We start from the raw sequence: 20,662 nt of genomic DNA, 5'->3' as shown, positions 1-20,662 counted from the left end.
AAGTTACTGCTGACAGAGTACCTGCCAGGATAAGAAGCTGATACGCTTCATCGGTGCTTCATACAATTTACAAGAAAACGCAATAAGTTAACGTGCCGTTGACTTCTGCATAATGAACGGTTGTTATGATCTTGGCATCAAGAGTCACGGGAGGATGATCATGCGCCTGGCCTTGTTCACGGATACTTATGCTCCAGATACCAATGGCGTAGCCGCCACGCTCGCACGCTGGAGTACCCATATGCAGCGCAGAGGGATCGAACATCTGTTATTCACTCCGAACTCCATTATCGAGAGCAATGATGATTTTCCGGTGCGACCTGTTGCTAATATCCCTTTTTTCCTCTATCCCGAATGTCGAATTGCTCTACCCAGCAGAACCTCCACCTACAAACAATTGCAGGCATTCCAGCCGGATCTGCTACATATCTCCACACCATTCAATATGGGACTGCTTGGCCTCCGTTATGCTCACAAAAACCATCTTCCCCATGTCGTATCCTATCATACCCACTTCGATCGTTACCTCGAATACTACAGATTAAAAAGCATGATTCCCCTCTACTGGAAGTATGTCCAATGGTTTCACCGCGGAGCCGACGCTACATTCGCCCCTTCACTGGAGACTCTCGAATCGTTGCACAAACAAGGCATTCAGCGATTAAAGCAATGGTCGCGTGGAATTGATTGCAATCTATATAGGCCGGATAAGCGAAATTCAGAATTCCGTATTCGGCATGGGATTACTGCTCCGCTCATCCTGCTCTACGTTGGACGAATCGCGCCTGAGAAGGATATCAGCACACTTACTATGGCGATACAGCATTTACCAGCTGAGCTGCAATCACGTATTCACTGGGTTATCGTTGGCGATGGACCACTGCTCCCCAAAATGCGTCAACAAGCACCGGCAAATGTAACTTTCACTGGTTATCTTCATGGAGATGAGCTTGCTCATATGTATGCTTCGGCAGATCTATTTGTATTTCCTTCCTGTACAGAAACGTTCGGCAACGTCGTGTTGGAGGCTATGGCTTCGGGCTTGCCTGTGTTAGCGGCTAATGCTGGAGGTGTACGGGATCTTGTTGCTGACCATCGCAGTGGCATTTTGTTTGAAGCGGGTCGTGCAGATGCACTCATTCGTGAGATAGGTCTATGGGCAAACCATCCTGAGCAACTCAAAGCCATGGGCAACTATGGGCGAAAGCTTGCACAGCAGCGGTCATGGGAGAACATCTTCGACCAACTTATTGAAGACTATGAGAAGATTATTGAGCAGCGAAATCGACGATTCAAAACAACCTTTTCATCCGCATAGGACTCCCCCTCCAATCTGCCTGCGGCAGATGATTGTACACCGGAACTCCTGCCGCAGGTTACAGCTTGAAGGCGTTTCTCCAAATAGTGAAATTTTTAATGGAAGTTTCTTTTGGGAATTTCTTTTGGACATTCCTTTTTGGAGGTTTCCATTACAAACTTCTATTCAAGGTCTCTTTTAAATCCATGGGATGTGTTTATTATGCCACCTATGTTGCAGGTACTGGTTGGTACCCTGGTGTGGTGTAGATGCGATTCAAAACCGATGTTTGCTGCGTACCGTTAGGTCCGTTCACAACGGTTTGTCCCCAATTCGTCAGCGCGCCTGCTGGGCCAACGTTCAGATCAAGGTACTCCACACCACCACTGTTTCCGTACCAAGACCACGCGAGCCAACCTACTCCTTTTTGCTGAGCATAACTCATAATGGTCGCCTCATCCACGTCACCACTGGTATGCTGGAAGCCAAACTCTCCGACGATAACAGGCACACCAAGAGCGAGCGCTTGATCAATGTTATTTTTTACCGTTGCTGCATCTCCGCCTGCATACTCGTACATATGAATGGAGAAGATTGTGTTTGCGAGCGGATCGGAGTTAAACACATCTAACCCTTTGTTAAAGATCGCCGTTGGGTACTGTCCCCAACCTGCTGTATCTACAACAAGGGTATTGCGGATGCCGGCCTGACGAAGCTCAGGGATGACCTGCTGGTATCCGGCTGCCCATACATCGGTGCCCCATGAACCATACCATTCGTTAGCGATGTTCACGATGACACGATCCTCCTTACCAATTAGAGCCTGCTTGATGCTGATGAAATAATCCGAAGCCTTCTTAAGCTCCGTTATACTATCTGAACCCGTTGCATCATGAACTTCCAGCATGACTGTCAGCTGGTACTGGTCACAGAGTGCCAGAATTCGCTCCACATCAGTTAGCGAGTCCGCTGTCCAGCGACTTCCATTCGATAGCACAATGCGTACCGTATTGGATCCGGTCGCCGCAATGGCTGGAATCGCAGTTTCCAGATCGTTCTTGAACCAGGTATGAGCATGATTTACACCACGCATGACAAAAGGAGCTCCGGTAGCATCTAATAAATTGGTACCGCTTACATGAAATCCTTGCACAGGACTCGCATTTGCCGAAGCGGGATGGGGTGAGTACGCGACAGATACTAACATGAACGACAAGGTTAACAGAACGGCTTTTCGTAACCAACAACCAATAGGCATCAACTAAAACCTCCTTCATGGAATGGGTTAAGCTTCGCTTACGGTATGCATGCACATAGAAGCCATACAGATCACCAACGTTGCGATGTTCCTCTATCACCTCCCGAATACCTTAAATATACTATAAAATGATGAAAAATACTGGAATTATTTAGAATATTTTAAATATTTTTATAGAAATATGTATGTACTCGTTCTATCGCTCGTCATTGCACGAGTGATTCAGCTGTAAAACAATAAAAAAGCATGATTCATTAAAGAACCACGCTTAGTCTAAACCTAGTTTTATAGTTACCTTGACTTGGGTTACCTACTTATTTATTTTGCTATAAGGAACTTTAACATCAACGAATCCTGCAGCGTATGAGGCAACTTCATAAGGATAGAAGCGAATTACGATCCCCTTATCATAGAGGAAAAATGCAGGATCTTGATCCAAGGGGAAATCATTAATATTTTCTTCAAAAATACCCTGGTTTGCATTATACATCGCTCTAAGGGTACTTGAGATGGAGTCTTCTAAATTAGCTAGTTGGTCATCGTTTTGCACGAAATCTTTAAATTTCAGTTCCTTACCCGTTCTAAGATCATAGTTGTAGGACGTTGAGGATGGAAAACCATGTGCTGCTCCTGCATAGATGTAATCCTCGTACACGACAGATATTTTTTCTTTCTGATTAAATTTCACTGTGGCACTTGTGGTGCTTACGGAATACTTTTTATTTTCTTTTTTTATCTTTTTGTCTGCACTCACAATGTTAACGGCATGCACCTTAAACATCTTATTAAGCTTCGTTGTCACACTCTTGTTTCCACCTGTAAGCTCTATGTACGGTTGACCTTTGTAATAAAGTACTTTCGATTTCACTGCAATCGTACCTGCTGCACTTGCGTCCGCTGTAGGTAAGATGATTGTAGTTATTAAAGCAAGAATAAGAACATACACCCATCTGAATTTCATGTTTCACCTCTAGATTTCCACATCGGCTGTGGGATTGTCTGCTTACATATGCCAAACGTAATTATATTAACCATTCCTACTTATCACAAGTGAGATATCAATTGATTTTCACTCCGATATTCACTCTGAAATCCAGAGCTCCACGCTCGTGCCCTGTGCGTTAAGCTTGGTCTTGCCCCCAATCGGGAAAGTAAAATGTGGTGCGGTATGTCCAAAATCGACATCTGCAATAACCGGAATGTGCGTTAATTCCCGCTTGCTGCTTATAATTTTATCTAATAATTGAGGCGTCATTCCTGATGCTTTCTGGAACCTACCAATGACTAACCCTTTCACCTGCTCGAACCCGGGCTGATGAATAAGTGATTGTAAATCCCGATCGAATGTAGACGGATCAGCCATATAGTCATCCTCAACGAACAGGACTGCCCCTTCTAGAGAAGGCATATATTCTGTACCTTGAAGTAGATTCAGTGTACATAGATTCCCGCCAATAACGGTGCCTTCTACCTGTCCTTCGTTCAGAATCACTGGCCCTTGGTTCGTAATAAATTGACGGTTCTCTTGATCCCGATACCACGCATCATCACTCCAATCTACAGAGGGTGTAACGTGAATTGAATCGGCCGATCCTATCATCATTTTCTCGAAAAACTCGACGGTGTATTCGTTGCCATGAAGTATAGCAAACGTCGAAAACGCAGGACCCGAATAGGTTATCAGCCCTGTCTTCGTATAGATAGCGGTACTCAATGCAGTAATATCAGAATAACCACAGAATCGCTTCGGATTGGCTTGGATAAGCGAATAGTCGATATATTGCAGCAACTGATTGGAGTTGAACCCACCTATTGTTGCCAGTATTCCTTTGACTTGTGGATCGGCAAAGGCTGTGTGCAAATCTTGAATTCTCGATTCAATAGAGGACGAAGCAAAATCATCCATTTCATATGCGTTAGCGGAAAAAGAGACGATTAGACCCAATGCCTCCAATCGTTGTTTGGCCAGGTGGATATGCTGCTCTTCTATAATGGAGAGACTTCTCGATGGAGAGATCACACGAACTTCGTCTCCTGGTTGCAGCTTAGGTGCAATCATGGTGTATATTCCTCCTATCTCTTTTTATGATAATGGTATCCTGTGCACAGACCTTTTTGCTTGGACTTTGCAGAGCACTTATGTCCACCATTCTTATCCAATCTACCTGGATGAGCGTAGGCGGATGATGAGACACCCACAAGTACAACTAGAGATAATAAAATAATGACTACTTTTTTCACAAAATCACCCTTCGATCACGCCCTATGCTTTAGGGCTTACTAGATTCCACATCATTCTACATGAAAATCCATAAATAGGATATCATTAGATGAGTTTAAATACGTTCAATGCGTGCGTAATCCCATCCTCACTTGCTTTTCGCGTAACATAGTCTGCACTTAACTTAATGCGTTCTTCCCCGTTCCCCATCGCAACACCAAGACCAACATACTCCAACAGATCGATATCATTCTCTCCATCTCCAAACGCCATCGCCTCTTCTCGGGATATGTTTAGAAATTTGAGTACTTTCTCTGCAGCGGCTGACTTCGAAACCACATTCTCTTCTAGCACATTAGATACGTACTCATGGAAACGCACGAAATTCAGGGATGGAAACTGCCTATGATATATCTCTGCTTCTGCTTGATCTGCATATAGACAGAGACAATAAATTTCACGCTCAAGCGAAGATAGAGTCCCAGGATAATCCATAATGCCCAGCGTGTCTCTTAATGCATCCCTAATACGTACGTCGGTTTCAAAGTTCCCGTTCATCTCAAACGTCTCTGTAAAATAGGAAACACCATGACCATTCTGCTGTGCAAATTCGCTAAACGTTCTTACCATGTCTGGAGAGAGTATAGACTTATGGATCACTTGTTCTCCACTCTTAATAAGGGCACCATTGGCTGAAATGATCGTATCAATGCCCATTCTCCTGAATTCCTCACATAAACTATAGGGTCTACCTGTTACCAGAACAACTTGGATTCCTCTGTTACGCAGCTCTTGAATTGCTCTCTCTGTATGAGGAGATATCGTTCGATCAAGCTCACTTAACAAGGTTCCGTCTATGTCCATAAATACAATTTTAATGATTTCGTGAATGTGCTTTTTCTTGTCCACCAAAGAAACCTCCTAATATTTGCAAATGTACTGTAACATAATTGACATTGCCCCGTTGTCTTAAGAGAAGGAGGAGGAAACTTGAAATGAGGAGTGATCTATATGCCGAACTATTCAAGCAGTACCAATCCTCCCTGCATCTCTATCTCTACCGCATGTGTGGATCTCAGGAGACCGCTGAGGAGTTAGTTCAAGAAACCTTTTACAGAGCTATGGTATCTATGAAAGCCGAGCATGCAAGTTATGCCAGAGCGTGGTTGTACAAAGTTGCCCGGCACTTATTTATCGATTGGTATCGTAAACAACGTGGTGAACTACAAATGAATCGGGAACTGGAACAGCAAGGCGCAGAAAATACATACCGTTCCCCAGAGGAAGTGCTTAACGCACGTGAACGAACCATTCGTATTCAACAGGTGATGAAGAAGCTTCCCGAACAGTATCGAACCATATTGTTACTACGAGAAATGAACGAGCTATCTTATAAGGAGCTTTACGAAGTTTTGGATATGAATATGAACCAGGTCAAGGTTAACCTTTTTCGTGCCAGAGAACGATTCAAGGCAGAGATGCTTCAAATGAAAGGAGACGAATGAGAATGTCTAATCACACAGAACATGATGAGCAGCGTGTCCTTCAAGAAGAAGATTTCGAGAATCTTCAACCTGAATGGGGTCAAAAGCAGTTCAAACGCATGGTATGGAAGACAAGATGGAAGTTTTTCCTTAACGCAGGAGGTGCTTTATTTCTTGTATTTATCGTCTACCATATCTATGTATCATCACTCCATATCTACTTCGATCAATCAAAAGTACGCAATGACTTCCTACGTTCCATCGTATCTGTTGTAGAGATGCACGGTGATGGGCTACGTGTAGAAAAACCCGTTCATGAAGCTTTTGAGGTTAGTCCGTTTCTAACTCAAAAAGCGAATCTGAAAATATATCGACAAGTAGGCTCATGGGAAGTAATCACTGGAGAGATTGAAGCCGAACTAAGTATCAGCGGCAAATTGAGCTATACGATTACCAATACAGGAGCATATATGAACGGCAACAATACGGGGCCATTTTTCCTCCCATACTCTCTTGTGTCTGACCAGGCTGCTCCCACCACTGATTCGAGTGATAGTAATCATCTGAACAGACTTGCTAAAATTGATGATGGGCATGTCGCAGAGCTATCCCTATCCGTGAAAAATCTAATATCTCCAGAACAATTGATGAAGCTTCTTGCCAATTACGATGTTGGGGTAACCGCTATGCCAGTCTATGCAGGTGAATTGAAGGAGTTAGATATCTCCTATTCACGCTCGGGTATGTACGACTATATGACGCCTCATCTAACGCTCAAACCTCTTACCTTATTCGGAGAAACTGGTTCTAGTTGGTATGCCTATTTTGCACCAGACGAGGCAGAACAGATGCAAGAGCAAGTTCAAGCGATGATGTCTGATCTGGAGTGGATGACTAATCATGTACAATACAATGGTTCGGATGTGGATCAACAACGTCTTGCCTATTTGAAAAACAATGGTGTGCAAGTCTATGGCGCTGTCGTTACAGGTCCTGTACGTGAGCTGGAGAAAATAACAAAGCTGCCGGAATTTCATCAATTCCAACTAAATCGCGTAGAGATATGGAATTGGAATTAAGCCATTGTAAAAAAAGAGATGATTCCTGTTCGACAGAGGATCATCTCTTCTTGTTTGTATGTTATTTGGCTGCAAAATCCTTCACGTCACACAGCCAGATCATATGATCTGTGCCTTCTCCCCAGTGATCTTGTAACACGGTGTGAGGCTTACCGAATTTCCTTTTCCAGCGCTGTTGGGCATGTTTATAACCACTATCCAGACAGAACTTATCCAGACCACGCCGCTGAAGTTCACCGATTAACGCCTGAATTAGAGCAGAACCGATCCCCTGACCTTGTAGCTCAGGTAAAATGTACAACGTACCCAGTTCACCGATATCTGCCAGTTCCTGATTAGTGCCCTTACGAATTAACTCACTACAAGGCGCAAAGGATATCGTTCCAACGACTGTATCTTCCCTCTTCGCTAAGAGAAAGAACATCGTTTCATCCTGATTATGGCTTTGTTGCAAGACCATTTGGAGCAGCCTTTTTTTGTCATTCACTTCATTCCAGAAGTCATCATGTTGAGTATCCAAACCTTCATCCTGAAACGCAGCTCGAATGGCTATCTCAAACACAAGATTGGCACCATCCACATCCAATGCAGTTAAGGGATGAATGGTTATCAGGTGATTCATACGTCTAATTCTCTCCGTTTCAATTCAACATTCACTCGTTCAGCTTGCAGCTGTTCAAATAATTGCGCTAGGTCTGTATGAAGCGCTGGCTGCTCTTGAACAAGCAATTCAATGTAGGTTGAACCCGTTTCATAGAAAACAAGCCGACTGAACGGTTTCTCTGTTCCCACATGATTCTGTTGCAATTCGAACTTTGCCCGGATTAGATTCTCAATATACCGAGCGTAGCCTTCATTCCACTCCAGCCAGTTCCAGAATTCACCCGCTTCTACGCTAAGTGAGCTGAACAACTGTGTTCGAATCTCTCTTATCTGCTCAAGATCCTTATGTTGCAGCGCAAGATGAAGCTCGTCAATGATACGAACAATGACCTCATCGTCATAAGGAAACTCGTAGTCGATTTCCCAGCTTACCCGTTTTCGCTGCTCCATCGTGCTTTTGATACCAATACGCCCGCCAACTTGCTCTCTGTACTGTTCATACACATAACAATGGACGAATTCATGAAACAGATAGACCTTCTGTTCAAAGCTTTGGAACACCGCATCGGTAACGACCGCACATACACGCCAATCCATATGAGGTATTGGAAATGCTGCCATACATTCCTCTGGAATGTTCATGTCATCTGGAACGGTTTTGACCCATTCATACTGCTGTGTATTTATAGAATAATCGTAGATATATAGAAGAGATTCGTAGGCTACAACCACTGGATAATACTCTGCAAACATTGGATGTATGCTTACCAGATCTTTTTGAATCACCTGTAGCTCATTAATTTGTTCTAAAAAGGTATCCATATCATTAACCTCTCTTAAATGGAGTGATAATGCAATCATACCAATAAAAGATCAATAAAACACTGAGAGAAAAATGATAATTCTATTTCTATTGCCGATCCCCGCGCTTCTCGCTTAGATAAATATCGAGTGCCTTGATTCCCCGATGTCCAAGTCTAATAAATACAATAAGACCATATAGAACAAGCCCCGCAACTGCAAAATAATATAACATGACCAAAGATGTAATGAAGTCAAAACTCATCATCGTACCTCCTGCTAAAATATAAATTAAATCGTAGTGTTATATATTAGCACATTTTTCCTAATCAGGCATTTTGATATATCCTGTATTCTGTAACACATATGCCGTAATCGGATTGATCTCTGGAATTGGTTGGCATAGATCAAAGTAACGCAGTTCCAATCCCTCATCGTCCATAATACGGGGTTCCCCTTCTACGTCCAATGCCTCATATACAGCCATCACATTATAGATCTCGTCACCGTGTGGATAGCGATAATACATGTCCTGTCCTGAAAACACAGTAATGAGTCGATACGCTCCCGCTCTCAAGCCTGCTTCCTCATACAATTCACGCGCAGCTGTTTCCTCCAAGGATTCACCCAGCTCCATGGAACCTCCAATCGTTCCCCAGTCCAGACTGTCAGTGCGTTTCTGCAAGAGCAAATGTCCCTGTTCGTTGAACACCAGCACACAGGAGCCTGTTAAAATTAATGGTCGCGAGCCCAACAGTGTCCTTAGTTCCGTGATATATCCCATAGGCTGCCTCCTTCCTCCGTAACCAAACTACATTTATTCCGAGGTTAGTTGTGGCGCTGGCTTCGCTAAAATCCCTTGATCGACAGAATCCTGTACAATCTCCTGTACGTATGCCCACAACGTCTCGGAACCTCTCTCGACTTCACGGTTTCGATTCAATACCTGTTCACTGGTGATGTTGTTCTTCATCCAGGTATCTCCTTCATTCTGATGATTATGTATGACTGGTTGCATACGATCCAGTGATGAAGCAAATGCAGCTTCCGGCGTTTCTTTTGCTTCAAACTCTAACCACAGGTTCATTAATTCTTCCGCTTGAGCCTGTGGCAACATTCCAAATAATCGGTTGGCGGCCTGAATCTCCCGCTCATATTTATCCGTATAACCTACCGTATCATAAGCAAATGTATCTCCCGCATCGATCTCTACCAGATCGTGAACCAGTAACATCTTTAACACTTTAAGCAGATCCACATCCTGATTCGCGTGACCTTGTAAGATCACAGCCATCATTGCGAGATGCCAGGAATGCTCCGCATCATTTTCACGTCGATCACCATGAATAATTCGGGTCTGTCGTTCAATCGTCTTCAATTTATCAATCTCAATTAGAAACTGCATTTGCTGTTGTAACAATTCATTCATGTCCATTCTCCTTCACATAACAAAATAACGATACGCCCAATTATGACGATAATGGATACCAATATACGCTGTAATCAAAATCGAAAACCATTCCTACACGTTCAGCCAATCGAACCGAACCTGTATTATCCGGACTACAATCCCAATACGGCTGAAGACCCTCACGCCTGCACGCTTCTACAAAAGCTTTTGCTACAACAGCAGCATAGCCCCTGTTCCTATACGCCTCCACAGTTTCAATATCAATAGCATGTGTCTGTCCTGCAACAAATCCTGAGAGACAGATACTCATAATTTCATTGTTCTGTTCATGAACTAACATATAACCGAAGCCATGCTGCAAAAAGTCATCAACTGTACTCCAAAAGTAAGTAATCTTGTCCTCCAGAAAGGATGAATTAGCGAACTTGAGATCATGTATAAGCGCAGAATCTACTCTCACAAATTGGACAGCCTTCCCATCTAGTTGATAAACATCAGCAGCGGTCTCTTCAATTCCTCCCACACGTTCTGTTCCTTGTGGAGAATGGAATCGATATACATGCTGATTATCACTGGAGAGTTCTCGCTTACCTGCCATGTTACGCAGTATCCCTTCCCAGCGTCCATCCTGTACGCCAATTTCCACGGAATCGAGTGTTAAATCTACTAGTTCAGGTTCAATATCCGTTGTCATAAATGCAGATAGTTCCTTCGCAAAAGATTCGCTCTGCGGATCTCCGATCAGTTGAAAGCCGCTTTGTCCCTGAATCCACACGAGCGCAGCCTTGATATCGGAAATATCATCAACATAAATGCGGCCCGGATTAAAGCCGAACAATACAGCCCGTACCTCAAGTGTGCTATGAGTGTCGATAATATGCTGCACCTTATGGAAGTCCTGGCGTTGAAGCTCAGTAATCATCTCTATCTCTCCAATCCTTCCTTCACGATGTTGAGGAAATAGGTTTGGTGCTCCGGATGGCATGCAATGAGGTAGGGCTCAGGATGGCTTTTCTCAAAAGGCTTTCCTTCAAAGTTCATAACGACCGCCCCTGCTTCTTGAGCCATAAGTAGCCCTGAATATAGATCGTCCCCTTCCGAGTTATAGAGGATAATGCCATCAATATGCCCTTTGGCGAGCATACACCACTGTAGTGTCGGTGCCCACAGTCTCATCATCCGTTTGAAACGAACATCCACATGCTGACGTAAGTTAACCGCTTGCATTTCATTCTGCACTTGATGGCCTTGAATCCAGCCGATTGTACCTCTATGAATATCTTCTCTCTTGCTTACGGCTAACTTGACCTGATTACAATATGCTCCTTTTCCTTTTGAAGCCACATACAAACGATCCACCAAAGGCTCGTAAATCACTCCAAGGACTGGCTCTGCGCGATACATTAACGTGATCGAGATAGAGAACACAGGTAACCCTATAGCAAAATTATTGGTTCCATCTAGCGGGTCGATCAGCCACAACCATTCATTGCTCTGACCATTATGACCTCGCTCTTCACTGTGAATCGCATGATTCGGGAAAGCTTCGGTGATCGCTTCCCATATGATTCGTTCGCTCTCATAGTCTGCTGCCGTAACGACATCACCATAGCTTCCCTTTTGAACGACACAGGTTAATTGGTCAAATGAATCTCTTACAACTTGCCCTGCCATACGAATCACTTTCTCTGCTAACGTTTGAGCTACATATAAGGTCTGTTCGATGTTCTCACTCCGTTCCAAGGTTGGAATTTAAGTTTACTTACAAAACTAACAAATTCACTCAAATAAAGTAGAAGGACGATCGAACAATTCCTTATACTTTATATTCATAAATCCGTGTCTCCTCATCATCTAGCAAATAACCTTTGCCGATATGAGTCCAGTTATTTTGCTCATAGTAGTCGGTTAGATCTGTGCAGAGGTACAGCTTGTCGTAACCTTTAGTCTGCACTTCACGAATCGCATGGTTCTGTAGTTGTTCGCCAAGCTTCTTCCCTCGGTATTCAGGCTCTACATAGAGACAGGCAAACCACGGAAATAGATCCTGCCGGCTGTTCAGATCACTACGTAATAACGCGTACCCTCCAATAATCCGTTCCCCATCCAACATCACATAAAATCGAGGCACATCACTCTCCGTTTCAACCGAACGCTCCATGCAATCTCGATAGAAATGAAAGCTCGTTTCTGTTCCCCACTGCCTCCAGAAATACTGCACAGCATCTTGTACCCGTTCTGGCTTCTGTCTAATGTCAACGATCTCAAACATTCCTCACCACTCCTTACTTTTCTTGTTTCGTTGCCTTCATGTTGTTAGACTCCTTCTACACCTGTGTCTGCAAAGAATTCACTCTTGAGGATCGAGAAGAAGTACTGATCAACATATTGATCATTCCAGAATAATTCTTCTCTGAAGATACCTTCCCGCTTCATACCCACCTTCTCCATCAGAAGGGCTGACCGTTTATTTTGTGCATTGCACATCCCAACCACTTTGTGAGCCTGTACTTCTGCAAAGGCAAATTGAAGCAACAACCGAGTGGCTTCGTTCGCATAACCTCGGCCAGTATAATCCGGCAGCATACCGAACCCTAATTCCCAGCTCTTCCGAAAATCAACATAGCTCCATATCTGCACAAGTCCAATCGGCGTGTTCTCAGCATTGCCCACACGTCTAATGATAAAATCGTAAGCATAACGATCTACATTTGTAGGAAATTGTTCTCGATACTTCTCCCTTACCTTCTCTACGTCTGACTCTATACTCTCTTCGTACACCCAGATGCTCGGATCACATTCCAGCCTACACAGAAAATCAAGATCTTCCTCCGTTGCTTGCGTAATTCGCACATGCTTACCTATGTATTCCATAACGCCCCTCCATCGCATTCAACTATCTAGCTGATACGCCCTCAGCAAATCCATCCATAAATCCCAAAATAAACGCAGGCCCCATTGTGATTAGCATCAAGGTAAGACCTGCTATCCCCCACCCAAATAAAACTTTGCTTTTTCTTCGTTTCCCAATAATGAGTAGTAGTGCAGTTACTACGATGACACTTAATGCATAAACTGACATAATTGAACCTCCCAGATTAAAATCTTATTATTATGTACAAGTTACATATTCCCTCTAAACGAAACATGCAACTGACTTGCTAGACCTAATCAATCCCAGCAAACTTCCAACGAGCAGAGTCTCCCTCGTCCTTGATTTTAGTGAACACATACATACTCAGCGATTCTCTTCCATCACCTCTAACTTCTTCGAGGAAAACCAGCCCTTCGTACAATGTTCGTTGCTCTTTAATGGTAAGATCACTCGTGAACATAACGTTCTTTATCTTATAACTTGGTATGCTAGAAACACCTGATTGCTTCTGAAACAATTGTAAATACTGCTGTTCATCCTCTTCCCATAAATAACGTATTCGAGCGTTGATTAGTTGTATAATTTCAAGTTCGTCGCCTGAATAGTTCGTTTCATCCAGATACACAGGTTCTTCTTCTACCGGCGCAACAACGACATCACTCGATGATTCGTTCTCTGAAGTGATCTGTTCTGTTTCATTATTGGTCGCTCGCGTTGAGCTTGATTCTCGCACACGTTCACTTGTAGATTGATCTTGACAGGCAGTTATTACGAGAACAACGAGTACCAGTAAAAGCACACTTACCTTCCGCATCTCTCGACTCCCCCTTCTATAATACGGAAAAACCAAATTACCCAAGAGCACTTTCCCAACTTTGGAACACACGTTACGACCGGATGTATGAGAAACTTCTCTGTTCATTATTTCGTTACTATTGTTAAATTTTCTCTATAGTACATCATAACCCATAATGTGGAATTTGCGAATATCCATACGATCCTGCCATATATGGCATAACAAAATACGCCACGAAGCATGATTGAAATCATACCAAGGGCGCATGGCAGTAAACTCTCTTTTGCAGTTTCATAACTGAGAAAACAATAAAAATTTGTTCACTCGTCATTGATCAATTTTAATACCAGGACAGATTAAGATCGATCAAATAGCATTTTCAGAATACCGAACGCCTTGATATTTATATCATTACCTTCAGCATCCGTATAATGCTTGTCATAGAAGGTATAGATTCCAGCATGCTGGATAGTACCCCTACGGTTTTCAATCTTCTGATCCACACCATTCTTGGACATCACATACTCTCTACCCATCTCGGGAGAACTCGTATAACGAATACAATGTTCCTCCGCCAACCACTGGTCATAATCTGCTTCATTGGGATTCGTAAACACTAAAATTAAAATGGCCAATAGAACAACAAGGATAACGTTTCTACCTTTTTTATTCATGTAACCTCCTTATCTATTTCAGTATTCGATTTAATTCTTCCACTTTTTTCTTGTTATCCATTTTAGCATAAAAATAAAAAGCAAGGATATGCAGCACAATGGATAGTAACCACATCCCAGGAAACCAAGGTGCGATCACATCAAACATATCTGGTGAATATAACCAAACCATCGCCATTCCACCGAGTATGTTCACTGTAGATGTAATGACAATATTCCATACCGGCTTGAGAGTAAAATAGTTCCATAATGCATCATACATAACCCCGAATATTAGCGCTGCAATAACAGCAATTCCAGCAACATTCCATAGATAAGTCAACCGAATGGAATGGTTCGGATCAAAAACCGTTAACAGAAGCGTCACCCATAACGAAGTCAATGTGAATACTTGAAAGAACGATTGGCGTAGTTGTTGTATCATACTAATTTCCCCCTGAATTGTTTGATGTAATACCGACTGACATAATAGCTGGAGCCGTCCACAAGCTCGACTTGAATTCTGGCCTGCTGGGTTGCTGCGAATGTTTGGATACAAGCTGTGTTAATAATCGTTTGATTATTAATTCTCACAAAATGCTGATCACGTAGATCCTCTTCCACAAACTTCAGACGTTTAGGGAGCAAGTAGTGCTCACCTGTGATCAGACGTACACTGCACAACCGATCTTCCGACTGGATGACAGCGATCGAACTGAGCTTAATCTGCACATTGCGGTTGTTTTTAGCATTGATGACCACAATCTTTGTATCCATTTGATGAATAGCTTCTCGGATCGAATCCCAGTGCTGTTGTTCCTCTGGATGTGTAACAATCTTGGCTGTACTTCGATCAAGCAATGAACTGATCTCAAATATAAGCTTCACGTAAATGTCCCTCCTCTTACGACTCATCATACATGCCGAACTAAGCTATAACTACGATTCCGTGTTTTGTTGCAAGAACTTGCAGGTTTGTTGCAATTTGCTTCCTCTCTATACCAAAAAAGGCCACTCTACAGAGCAGCCTCTTAATCCTCATTCTCATCAAAAACATAACAACGATCCATAAAGTTAATGTTCTTAGCTATCTCATCAACCTTACTAGCAGACACGCCATCCTTAACTAACTTGCCAGAAGTATCGTATACGCGGACGTTAGTCCACATCAACTCCAGTGCTTTGGCACTCCGATCTGCACTGGCTCGATCCTCATATGACCAACGAACACGATGCCTGATGTGCTCGGGAATCCACTGAGACCTGAACTTCTTGAGTTTCTTGTATGAGATATACTTCTCAATGCGCTTGCCACCTTTGGCCATTCCATAAACCTTAGGACTCTCAGCCATGCCATGACAATATAAAATAAACACCTTGGCACCAGTTCGGAGCTGGTTGTCTATAATCACGTTAGCAATGACAGCGTACATGAGCTCCCTCCCCTATCCCATTTTATAATGAAAAATAAACTGGAGAACTTGCCCTTTCATCATTCGTCTACCTGTATCCACGAACCCTGCTTTGAGATATAACTTCTGGGCAGGGATGTTACCCTCATTCACGGCCAGTATGATCTCATTCACATCTGGAACAAGCTTTTGCACAAATGACGGCAATACTTGCATAGCTTCAAGGCCATACCCTTTCCCCTGATATTCGGTTGAGATTGATAACGCCCGGATCAGAAGACTTGTCTCACGATCAACGTGTTCATCTGCATATTCAGAGTATCGGTGCAAAATAAAGAAACCAACTACCGTATCTTCATGCAAAATAACGATGGGGTATTTATTTTCATTCTGAATCGCTTCCTCGATCACTTCCGCAGGCATTGCGGTAAATCGGAACTGTTCACCTGTGAGAGAAAAATCCGCTAATGCATCATCATACTGCCGATCATACCGTGTGAGACGGATTGAATTCTTCATATTCCGAATCAGCGCTCCTTTATCTGACTTCTATGCGTTTAGTGAATTAGCTGATAGATGAGTGTGCCTATGTTTTTGCCTAACGTATAGATTAGATTAATTGCGATAGCAGATAATATAACTGCCGATGCCCTTGGATATTTGCGCATTAGATCAGTAATTTCCGTTATGTATTTCGTCATGTTATTATTCGTCCTCTCATTTCATAATTCCCGATTGCTGATATAGCTCCCTAATCTCATTGGCTGTATTCGTGATAAACTCATTCACTAGACTTAACGATATAACGCTTGGATCTTCTATTGGTTCATGTTCTGGTGTCTTGAGAAATTGCCATTTCTCATCTCGATACTGATAGACTTCATGCTCTCGTAGACCACCTAAGTCGAAGGCTCGACCTACTTTTAGCTTATCTATCCATTCGTTTGCGCCATCCTGCTGTAGGATAAGGAATTCCAGCTTCGTGACATCCTTGGTATAGATCTTTCTACCTTCTGGAAGAGTCTCATATGGCGGATAGATATTGAACGTCCAGACTCGATCCGTGTAAATATGCGCAATGTAACCGCACAAGTAGTCCATAAATCGTTTATCCTGCATCGCTTGTTGTCTGTTCATCTCAAAATAATCCTTCAGTTGCTCGTCAGTAACAAATACATGTTCTTCAATCATCAAGTGTGTTTTGGCTTTGTCAGCTCTAGTGATATTGCTTCTAACATGAATCGAATCTGGTGCAATACTGCCTAATAGAAATTCAGGTGATGGATTCGCTACTAGACGAGATGCAACGGCAAAGTGAACCATCGGCCAAGGCATAGGACCACTCCTTTGTTTTTAAATTATACCATCTGAACAATGATATATCTTAAATTATATTTCTCGGTTTCCGTCTCACTACTGGGGATCTCTTCATCTAATAGTCCCGTTTCAATAACTCGCATCCCAGCAAAATGCTGAATTAAGTCCTGTTCTGTAAAGAAATGAGCTGCTTTTCCCTCTTTATATTCATATGTATTGTCCTCCAGCACGCTTCCACGCCCATTGCGTTGATCCTGATCAGAGAAACATGTGAAGTACATGATGCCTTGATCACGTAATTGTTTCATACTATTGTGAATCAGTTTCATCCGATCTTCCATTAGAAACAGATGTAGCACATTGTAGCAGTATATTGCATCCCATTTATTCTCTAAATTGAACGGTTCTAAAATAGAACATTCTATCACTCGGGTCTTCTCATCCCAGCCCTTCGACATTTCAATTGCTGACTTAGAGAACTCCAGACCCACAACTGAAAAGTGGCAAGACAAATGTCGGGTATTGCGACCATAGCCCGATCCGGGTACTAACACCGTTTGAACGTTATAGCTTGCGAATACGTCCATCGCATGATTAACCGTTCGGCTTGGCTCTTCCCCCACACCATCTCTTTGCTCTCAAATCTTTTGTCCCAGTAAACTTTCATTATTAATCATTTCCCCCTTTCTTGGAGTTGCAGATCACACAACCCAAACAGGACAGATACACATCATGTTGTGCACACTTAGGATAACCTACAGGGATTGTCGGTTCGTAATCATCTTCTTCATCAAGCGTAGTCCATTCTATATATTGTTGTTCATCGACATGACTCTGGTCGAACGCCTGCAACATCGTGGAGAAATGATCAAGTGTCACATAGCACCAATCTTCACTAGGCTCATAGTCTAACATCTGCCACTGAGTTTTCTTTCTCGCCCCATCAATCATCCGCAACATAAACTGCTTCATAGGTTCAAGATCATGTTCTAACCAGGGCATTTCGTCCAGATCGAATCCCACTGTTCCACGTCCAATGATATTCTGATCTCGCTGTGCCAACCAGATGACAAATTCCTTCTGCCGATCTGTCTCCGCGATATGAGAACCACTGAGGACTAGAATCTCGATAAAAACAGAAGTTCCAGTATTGGTCATCCGCAACGATTCAACCAGATGTGCTGCCGATCGAGGCATTGCAATTTCATTCATGCTATCCCGTCCTCCTCGGGTCTATTTCAGTTCATGTAGACTCATAATAAATTGCTGAATCTCAATTGCATACTTCTTCTTTTGTTCATATCTTGGGAAGTGACCACTTTCTTCAATAGTAACGTAAGTTCTTTTCTCCCCGCCTTGAAGAAAACAATCCACTTGATGGTCAGTTGTTACCAGATCACTTGATTCATAATATACGTAGTTATCTTAATCACCTGATCACTTTTTTCTTCATCATAACCCATGAAATGGAAAATACGAAGTGGTTCTATCCTCAACGTTTCCTATAAATGGAGAGTTCAGCAAGTCTATATTACATAAAAATCCCTCTAATGCAGCAGTTGAATGTTGTTCAAACTGCCTACTTTAGAGGGAAGAATTCTATTTCATTTAAGTTAGAATGTAACCTTAGACCATATTTATTTCGCGTTCAGTTTCCCATTCTCCAGATAGAGAACCTGATCACAGAGCGATAGGATGCGCTCATCATGAGTTACCATGACAGCACTTTTCTGTTGCTCCTTCGCTTGCTTCGCAATCAGGCTAACGACATCATGCCCTCGCTCTGCATCTAGACTAGCTGTTGGCTCATCGGCGAGTAGAACCGCTGGATCATTCATTAAGGCTCGCGCAATGGCAACACGCTGACGCTCCCCACCTGACAACTTGTCCGGATATGCGGTTCTCCTTGCTGATAAGCCCAGCGTATCAAGTAATGCGGCTGCCCGCTTAGAAGCTTCACTCTTATCCACTCCCGCCAGCTTGGCGACCAAAATCAATTGTTCTTCAACTTTCAGATACGGAATTAAGTTAGCACTTTGAAAAATGAATCCAATGTTCCGAAGTCGAATATCTGCAATGTCTTTCGAAGCTTTACCCGTAATCGACTTTCCATCTAGCAATACCTGCCCCTGCTGGGGTTCCAGAAGAGCACCAGCGATGGATAGGAATGTACTCTTACCTGAACCAGATGGCCCCATGATTGCCACCAATTCCCCTTCAGCAACCTCAAGATCTAACTCATTCAGTATTACTCGTTCACTTCCACCATCTTCAAAGGTTCGTCTAATTCCCTGCAGTACTAGTCTATTTCTCATGCTGCCGTCCTCCCAATCGCATCCAAGGCATCAATTTTGGCTACTTTCCATACCGAAAATAACGAACCTGCCAGTGACATAACAACAAAGGAGACACACGTCAAGGCCAGCGTAGAGAAACCTAATTGGAAGGGCATAGTAGCTGGTAAAACGGACTCAAAGGCTTGAACCAGAAGCACACTTATCAACAAACTACCGACAGATAAAACCAATACCTGTAGTGCCACACTTTTTGCCAAATAAGCAGTACTTGTGCCAATGGCTTTTAGAATGCCGAATTGACTCGTTTTCTGAATCGTAATCACATAGAAAAATACCGCCAGAACAAAGGCAGAGATAACAAATAAAAAGGCAATCATCATGACTAGTGAGCCCTGCTCTTCTTTGTAACCGGGGATAGCCGATATAGCTTCAGATTTTGTAATCACTTCTGTTCCAGGCATAGCTTTCACGACGTTCTCAATCTGATCCGCCGAAGAGTCCTTCATCGCTATGGCATTGTACACGATGCTCTCTGCTGCATTATCAGTACCTTGAGGTGTGGTTGATCTTGTTTGTAGGTTAAGCCAATCCTGCTCATTCAAGAACACAACCGGAGAATGACTGAAGGACTCATTTTCCACAAATCCACTCACCGTCCATTGCATACCCGAAGCTTGATCCTCAATAATGCTGCCTAGCTGAACCCCTGACTCAGATAACTTCCGGTCAACCATCACTTGTCCTACCTGTTGTTCAGAAATAGGAGATCCTTCGCTGACGGTTGGCGATAACCAACCATCGGGATTCACCATGAACAAGGTCACATCAACCTTCTTCGTATCTCCTGCTGGAATGACGGTCGTCATCTTCACACCAAGTGGCTCTGCATTACTCTCACCTACGGTAAGGCGAGCTTGATCCAGTTGGTTCTTGTCCAGTTGAGACCTGGTGAACCGATGATTCGAATTCTGCTCCAATACAAAATGAGTTGCCGTCATATTCTTAACAGAAGCTGCATTATCATATGCCAGCCCCTGTGCAAGACCGGTGACAAACAAAACCAGAAAGGCAACAAGCACCATAATCGTAGCAATTAAGGCATACCGCCCTTTAGCAAATCTCATTTCTCGAATAGCCAAATACATTCTGCTTCCCTCC

General features: G+C 43.1%; 30 protein-coding genes. 3 read left to right on the top strand and 27 right to left on the bottom strand.

Annotated elements, in window-relative coordinates:
• The first annotated feature begins 160 nt into the window (after window positions 1-160).
• Window positions 161-1,318 (top strand): glycosyltransferase family 4 protein, encoded by a 1,158-nt coding sequence (locus DMB88_RS08425; protein ID WP_128101000.1) that lies wholly within the window; start codon window positions 161-163, stop codon window positions 1,316-1,318.
• Window positions 1,319-1,526: 208 nt separating this feature from the next.
• On the opposite strand, the gene DMB88_RS08420 is transcribed toward DMB88_RS08425, so the two are convergent.
• The 5 genes from DMB88_RS08420 to DMB88_RS08400 all read right to left on the bottom strand — a co-directional run bounded on the left by DMB88_RS08420 (window position 1,527) and on the right by DMB88_RS08400 (window position 5,658).
• Window positions 1,527-2,555: a glycoside hydrolase family 5 protein gene (locus DMB88_RS08420; protein ID WP_254438504.1), complete on the bottom strand. Its 1,029-nt coding sequence runs from the start codon at window positions 2,553-2,555 to the stop codon at window positions 1,527-1,529.
• A gap of 310 nt (window positions 2,556-2,865) precedes the next feature.
• Window positions 2,866-3,516: an RsiV family protein gene (locus DMB88_RS08415; RefSeq protein ID WP_128100999.1), complete on the bottom strand. Its 651-nt coding sequence runs from the start codon at window positions 3,514-3,516 to the stop codon at window positions 2,866-2,868.
• Window positions 3,517-3,636: 120 nt separating this feature from the next.
• Window positions 3,637-4,614: a S66 family peptidase gene (locus tag DMB88_RS08410; protein ID WP_128100998.1), complete on the bottom strand. Its 978-nt coding sequence runs from the start codon at window positions 4,612-4,614 to the stop codon at window positions 3,637-3,639.
• Window positions 4,615-4,628: 14 nt separating this feature from the next.
• Window positions 4,629-4,754: a YHYH domain-containing protein gene (locus DMB88_RS08405; protein ID WP_254438627.1), complete on the bottom strand. Its 126-nt coding sequence runs from the start codon at window positions 4,752-4,754 to the stop codon at window positions 4,629-4,631.
• A 127-nt stretch (window positions 4,755-4,881) separates the two neighbouring features.
• Window positions 4,882-5,658: a Cof-type HAD-IIB family hydrolase gene (locus DMB88_RS08400; protein ID WP_128104368.1), complete on the bottom strand. Its 777-nt coding sequence runs from the start codon at window positions 5,656-5,658 to the stop codon at window positions 4,882-4,884.
• Between the two features lie 113 nt (window positions 5,659-5,771).
• Here DMB88_RS08400 and DMB88_RS08395 point away from each other — a divergent pair, with 113 nt between their 5' ends.
• Window positions 5,772-6,281 (top strand): RNA polymerase sigma factor, encoded by a 510-nt coding sequence (locus DMB88_RS08395; protein ID WP_128100996.1) that lies wholly within the window; start codon window positions 5,772-5,774, stop codon window positions 6,279-6,281.
• 2 nt (window positions 6,282-6,283) lie between these two features.
• Window positions 6,284-7,339, top strand: a complete 1,056-nt coding sequence (locus DMB88_RS08390; RefSeq protein ID WP_254438503.1) for an anti sigma factor C-terminal domain-containing protein — start codon at window positions 6,284-6,286, stop codon at window positions 7,337-7,339.
• Window positions 7,340-7,400: 61 nt separating this feature from the next.
• Here the strand turns inward: DMB88_RS08390 and DMB88_RS08385 are convergent, their stop codons facing one another.
• The 22 genes from DMB88_RS08385 to DMB88_RS08290 all read right to left on the bottom strand — a co-directional run bounded on the left by DMB88_RS08385 (window position 7,401) and on the right by DMB88_RS08290 (window position 20,649).
• Window positions 7,401-7,961 carry a GNAT family N-acetyltransferase gene (locus tag DMB88_RS08385; RefSeq protein ID WP_128100995.1) on the bottom strand — a complete coding sequence of 187 codons (561 nt, stop codon included), beginning with the start codon at window positions 7,959-7,961 and terminating at the stop codon, window positions 7,401-7,403.
• The gene (locus tag DMB88_RS08380; protein WP_128100994.1) at window positions 7,958-8,764 is read right to left on the bottom strand and encodes a hypothetical protein; all 807 of its coding nucleotides are present in this window, start codon (window positions 8,762-8,764) and stop codon (window positions 7,958-7,960) included. Before DMB88_RS08380 ends, DMB88_RS08385 begins: the two co-directional genes overlap by 4 nt.
• Before the next feature lie 88 nt (window positions 8,765-8,852).
• Window positions 8,853-9,011: a hypothetical protein gene (locus DMB88_RS30195; protein WP_164848649.1), complete on the bottom strand. Its 159-nt coding sequence runs from the start codon at window positions 9,009-9,011 to the stop codon at window positions 8,853-8,855.
• A 57-nt stretch (window positions 9,012-9,068) separates the two neighbouring features.
• The gene (locus tag DMB88_RS08375; RefSeq protein ID WP_128100993.1) at window positions 9,069-9,527 is read right to left on the bottom strand and encodes an NUDIX hydrolase; all 459 of its coding nucleotides are present in this window, start codon (window positions 9,525-9,527) and stop codon (window positions 9,069-9,071) included.
• A gap of 33 nt (window positions 9,528-9,560) precedes the next feature.
• Window positions 9,561-10,172, bottom strand: coding sequence for an HD domain-containing protein (locus DMB88_RS08370; RefSeq protein ID WP_174715274.1), 612 nt, complete (start codon window positions 10,170-10,172; stop codon window positions 9,561-9,563).
• Between the two features lie 40 nt (window positions 10,173-10,212).
• Complete coding sequence (locus DMB88_RS08365; protein WP_128100991.1) at window positions 10,213-11,076, bottom strand: GNAT family N-acetyltransferase; 864 nt, start codon at window positions 11,074-11,076, stop codon at window positions 10,213-10,215.
• A gap of 2 nt (window positions 11,077-11,078) precedes the next feature.
• Entirely contained in the window at window positions 11,079-11,837 is a 759-nt protein-coding gene (locus DMB88_RS08360; protein ID WP_368028362.1) for an inositol monophosphatase family protein, read from the bottom strand.
• Window positions 11,838-11,970: 133 nt separating this feature from the next.
• Window positions 11,971-12,426 carry a GNAT family N-acetyltransferase gene (locus DMB88_RS08355; RefSeq protein ID WP_128100990.1) on the bottom strand — a complete coding sequence of 152 codons (456 nt, stop codon included), beginning with the start codon at window positions 12,424-12,426 and terminating at the stop codon, window positions 11,971-11,973.
• A 44-nt stretch (window positions 12,427-12,470) separates the two neighbouring features.
• Window positions 12,471-13,028 (bottom strand): GNAT family N-acetyltransferase, encoded by a 558-nt coding sequence (locus DMB88_RS08350; RefSeq protein WP_128100989.1) that lies wholly within the window; start codon window positions 13,026-13,028, stop codon window positions 12,471-12,473.
• Between the two features lie 22 nt (window positions 13,029-13,050).
• Entirely contained in the window at window positions 13,051-13,236 is a 186-nt protein-coding gene (locus tag DMB88_RS08345; RefSeq protein WP_128100988.1) for a hypothetical protein, read from the bottom strand.
• Window positions 13,237-13,321: 85 nt separating this feature from the next.
• Window positions 13,322-13,843, bottom strand: a complete 522-nt coding sequence (locus DMB88_RS08340) for a hypothetical protein (RefSeq protein ID WP_128100987.1) — start codon at window positions 13,841-13,843, stop codon at window positions 13,322-13,324.
• 338 nt (window positions 13,844-14,181) lie between these two features.
• Window positions 14,182-14,499 carry a hypothetical protein gene (locus DMB88_RS08335; RefSeq protein ID WP_128100986.1) on the bottom strand — a complete coding sequence of 106 codons (318 nt, stop codon included), beginning with the start codon at window positions 14,497-14,499 and terminating at the stop codon, window positions 14,182-14,184.
• 13 nt (window positions 14,500-14,512) lie between these two features.
• A complete protein-coding gene (locus DMB88_RS08330) occupies window positions 14,513-14,923 on the bottom strand; it encodes a hypothetical protein (protein ID WP_128100985.1) in 411 nt (136 codons plus the stop codon).
• A complete protein-coding gene (locus DMB88_RS08325) occupies window positions 14,920-15,366 on the bottom strand; it encodes a LytTR family DNA-binding domain-containing protein (RefSeq protein WP_164848648.1) in 447 nt (148 codons plus the stop codon). Before DMB88_RS08325 ends, DMB88_RS08330 begins: the two co-directional genes overlap by 4 nt.
• Window positions 15,367-15,509: 143 nt before the next feature.
• Entirely contained in the window at window positions 15,510-15,911 is a 402-nt protein-coding gene (locus DMB88_RS08320; RefSeq protein WP_128100983.1) for a hypothetical protein, read from the bottom strand.
• A gap of 12 nt (window positions 15,912-15,923) precedes the next feature.
• Window positions 15,924-16,409 (bottom strand): GNAT family N-acetyltransferase, encoded by a 486-nt coding sequence (locus tag DMB88_RS08315; protein WP_128100982.1) that lies wholly within the window; start codon window positions 16,407-16,409, stop codon window positions 15,924-15,926.
• Window positions 16,410-16,447: 38 nt separating this feature from the next.
• The gene (locus tag DMB88_RS30190; protein WP_164848647.1) at window positions 16,448-16,591 is read right to left on the bottom strand and encodes a hypothetical protein; all 144 of its coding nucleotides are present in this window, start codon (window positions 16,589-16,591) and stop codon (window positions 16,448-16,450) included.
• Between the two features lie 16 nt (window positions 16,592-16,607).
• Window positions 16,608-17,225 (bottom strand): zinc dependent phospholipase C family protein, encoded by a 618-nt coding sequence (locus DMB88_RS08310; RefSeq protein WP_128100981.1) that lies wholly within the window; start codon window positions 17,223-17,225, stop codon window positions 16,608-16,610.
• Window positions 17,226-17,248: 23 nt separating this feature from the next.
• Complete coding sequence (locus tag DMB88_RS08305) at window positions 17,249-17,830, bottom strand: class I SAM-dependent methyltransferase (protein ID WP_254438501.1); 582 nt, start codon at window positions 17,828-17,830, stop codon at window positions 17,249-17,251.
• 46 nt (window positions 17,831-17,876) lie between these two features.
• Window positions 17,877-18,419, bottom strand: coding sequence for a hypothetical protein (locus DMB88_RS08300; protein WP_128100980.1), 543 nt, complete (start codon window positions 18,417-18,419; stop codon window positions 17,877-17,879).
• A 425-nt stretch (window positions 18,420-18,844) separates the two neighbouring features.
• Entirely contained in the window at window positions 18,845-19,522 is a 678-nt protein-coding gene (locus tag DMB88_RS08295) for an ABC transporter ATP-binding protein (RefSeq protein ID WP_128100979.1), read from the bottom strand.
• Complete coding sequence (locus DMB88_RS08290) at window positions 19,519-20,649, bottom strand: ABC transporter permease (protein ID WP_128100978.1); 1,131 nt, start codon at window positions 20,647-20,649, stop codon at window positions 19,519-19,521. Before DMB88_RS08290 ends, DMB88_RS08295 begins: the two co-directional genes overlap by 4 nt.
• Window positions 20,650-20,662 lie beyond the last annotated feature (13 nt).

Origin of the sequence: Paenibacillus sp. DCT19 (genome assembly GCF_003268635.1) — a bacterium.
In the GTDB taxonomy this organism is placed as follows: domain Bacteria; phylum Bacillota; class Bacilli; order Paenibacillales; family Paenibacillaceae; genus Paenibacillus.
Note: the sequence above shows the minus strand (reverse complement) of the source record. Positions and strands in the feature narration are given on the sequence as shown.

Bases quoted from the DNA above. Each gene is read 5' to 3' on its own strand.
- DMB88_RS08425 (WP_128101000.1), top strand. From the start codon at position 161: ATGCGCCTGGCCTTGTTCACGGATACTTATGCTCCAGATACCAATGGC.
- DMB88_RS08420 (WP_254438504.1), bottom strand. From the start codon at position 2,555: ATGCCTATTGGTTGTTGGTTACGAAAAGCCGTTCTGTTAACCTTGTCG.
- DMB88_RS08415 (WP_128100999.1), bottom strand. From the start codon at position 3,516: ATGAAATTCAGATGGGTGTATGTTCTTATTCTTGCTTTAATAACTACA.
- DMB88_RS08410 (WP_128100998.1), bottom strand. From the start codon at position 4,614: ATGATTGCACCTAAGCTGCAACCAGGAGACGAAGTTCGTGTGATCTCT.
- DMB88_RS08395 (WP_128100996.1), top strand. From the start codon at position 5,772: ATGAGGAGTGATCTATATGCCGAACTATTCAAGCAGTACCAATCCTCC.
- DMB88_RS08390 (WP_254438503.1), top strand. From the start codon at position 6,284: ATGTCTAATCACACAGAACATGATGAGCAGCGTGTCCTTCAAGAAGAA.
- DMB88_RS08385 (WP_128100995.1), bottom strand. From the start codon at position 7,961: ATGAATCACCTGATAACCATTCATCCCTTAACTGCATTGGATGTGGAT.
- DMB88_RS08380 (WP_128100994.1), bottom strand. From the start codon at position 8,764: ATGGATACCTTTTTAGAACAAATTAATGAGCTACAGGTGATTCAAAAA.
- DMB88_RS30195 (WP_164848649.1), bottom strand. From the start codon at position 9,011: ATGATGAGTTTTGACTTCATTACATCTTTGGTCATGTTATATTATTTT.
- DMB88_RS08375 (WP_128100993.1), bottom strand. From the start codon at position 9,527: ATGGGATATATCACGGAACTAAGGACACTGTTGGGCTCGCGACCATTA.
- DMB88_RS08370 (WP_174715274.1), bottom strand. From the start codon at position 10,172: ATGAATGAATTGTTACAACAGCAAATGCAGTTTCTAATTGAGATTGAT.
- DMB88_RS08365 (WP_128100991.1), bottom strand. From the start codon at position 11,076: ATGATTACTGAGCTTCAACGCCAGGACTTCCATAAGGTGCAGCATATT.
- DMB88_RS08355 (WP_128100990.1), bottom strand. From the start codon at position 12,426: ATGTTTGAGATCGTTGACATTAGACAGAAGCCAGAACGGGTACAAGAT.
- DMB88_RS08350 (WP_128100989.1), bottom strand. From the start codon at position 13,028: ATGGAATACATAGGTAAGCATGTGCGAATTACGCAAGCAACGGAGGAA.
- DMB88_RS08345 (WP_128100988.1), bottom strand. From the start codon at position 13,236: ATGTCAGTTTATGCATTAAGTGTCATCGTAGTAACTGCACTACTACTC.
- DMB88_RS08340 (WP_128100987.1), bottom strand. From the start codon at position 13,843: ATGCGGAAGGTAAGTGTGCTTTTACTGGTACTCGTTGTTCTCGTAATA.
- DMB88_RS08335 (WP_128100986.1), bottom strand. From the start codon at position 14,499: ATGAATAAAAAAGGTAGAAACGTTATCCTTGTTGTTCTATTGGCCATT.
- DMB88_RS08330 (WP_128100985.1), bottom strand. From the start codon at position 14,923: ATGATACAACAACTACGCCAATCGTTCTTTCAAGTATTCACATTGACT.
- DMB88_RS08320 (WP_128100983.1), bottom strand. From the start codon at position 15,911: ATGTACGCTGTCATTGCTAACGTGATTATAGACAACCAGCTCCGAACT.
- DMB88_RS08315 (WP_128100982.1), bottom strand. From the start codon at position 16,409: ATGAAGAATTCAATCCGTCTCACACGGTATGATCGGCAGTATGATGAT.
- DMB88_RS30190 (WP_164848647.1), bottom strand. From the start codon at position 16,591: ATGACGAAATACATAACGGAAATTACTGATCTAATGCGCAAATATCCA.
- DMB88_RS08310 (WP_128100981.1), bottom strand. From the start codon at position 17,225: ATGCCTTGGCCGATGGTTCACTTTGCCGTTGCATCTCGTCTAGTAGCG.
- DMB88_RS08300 (WP_128100980.1), bottom strand. From the start codon at position 18,419: ATGAATGAAATTGCAATGCCTCGATCGGCAGCACATCTGGTTGAATCG.
- DMB88_RS08295 (WP_128100979.1), bottom strand. From the start codon at position 19,522: ATGAGAAATAGACTAGTACTGCAGGGAATTAGACGAACCTTTGAAGAT.
- DMB88_RS08290 (WP_128100978.1), bottom strand. From the start codon at position 20,649: ATGTATTTGGCTATTCGAGAAATGAGATTTGCTAAAGGGCGGTATGCC.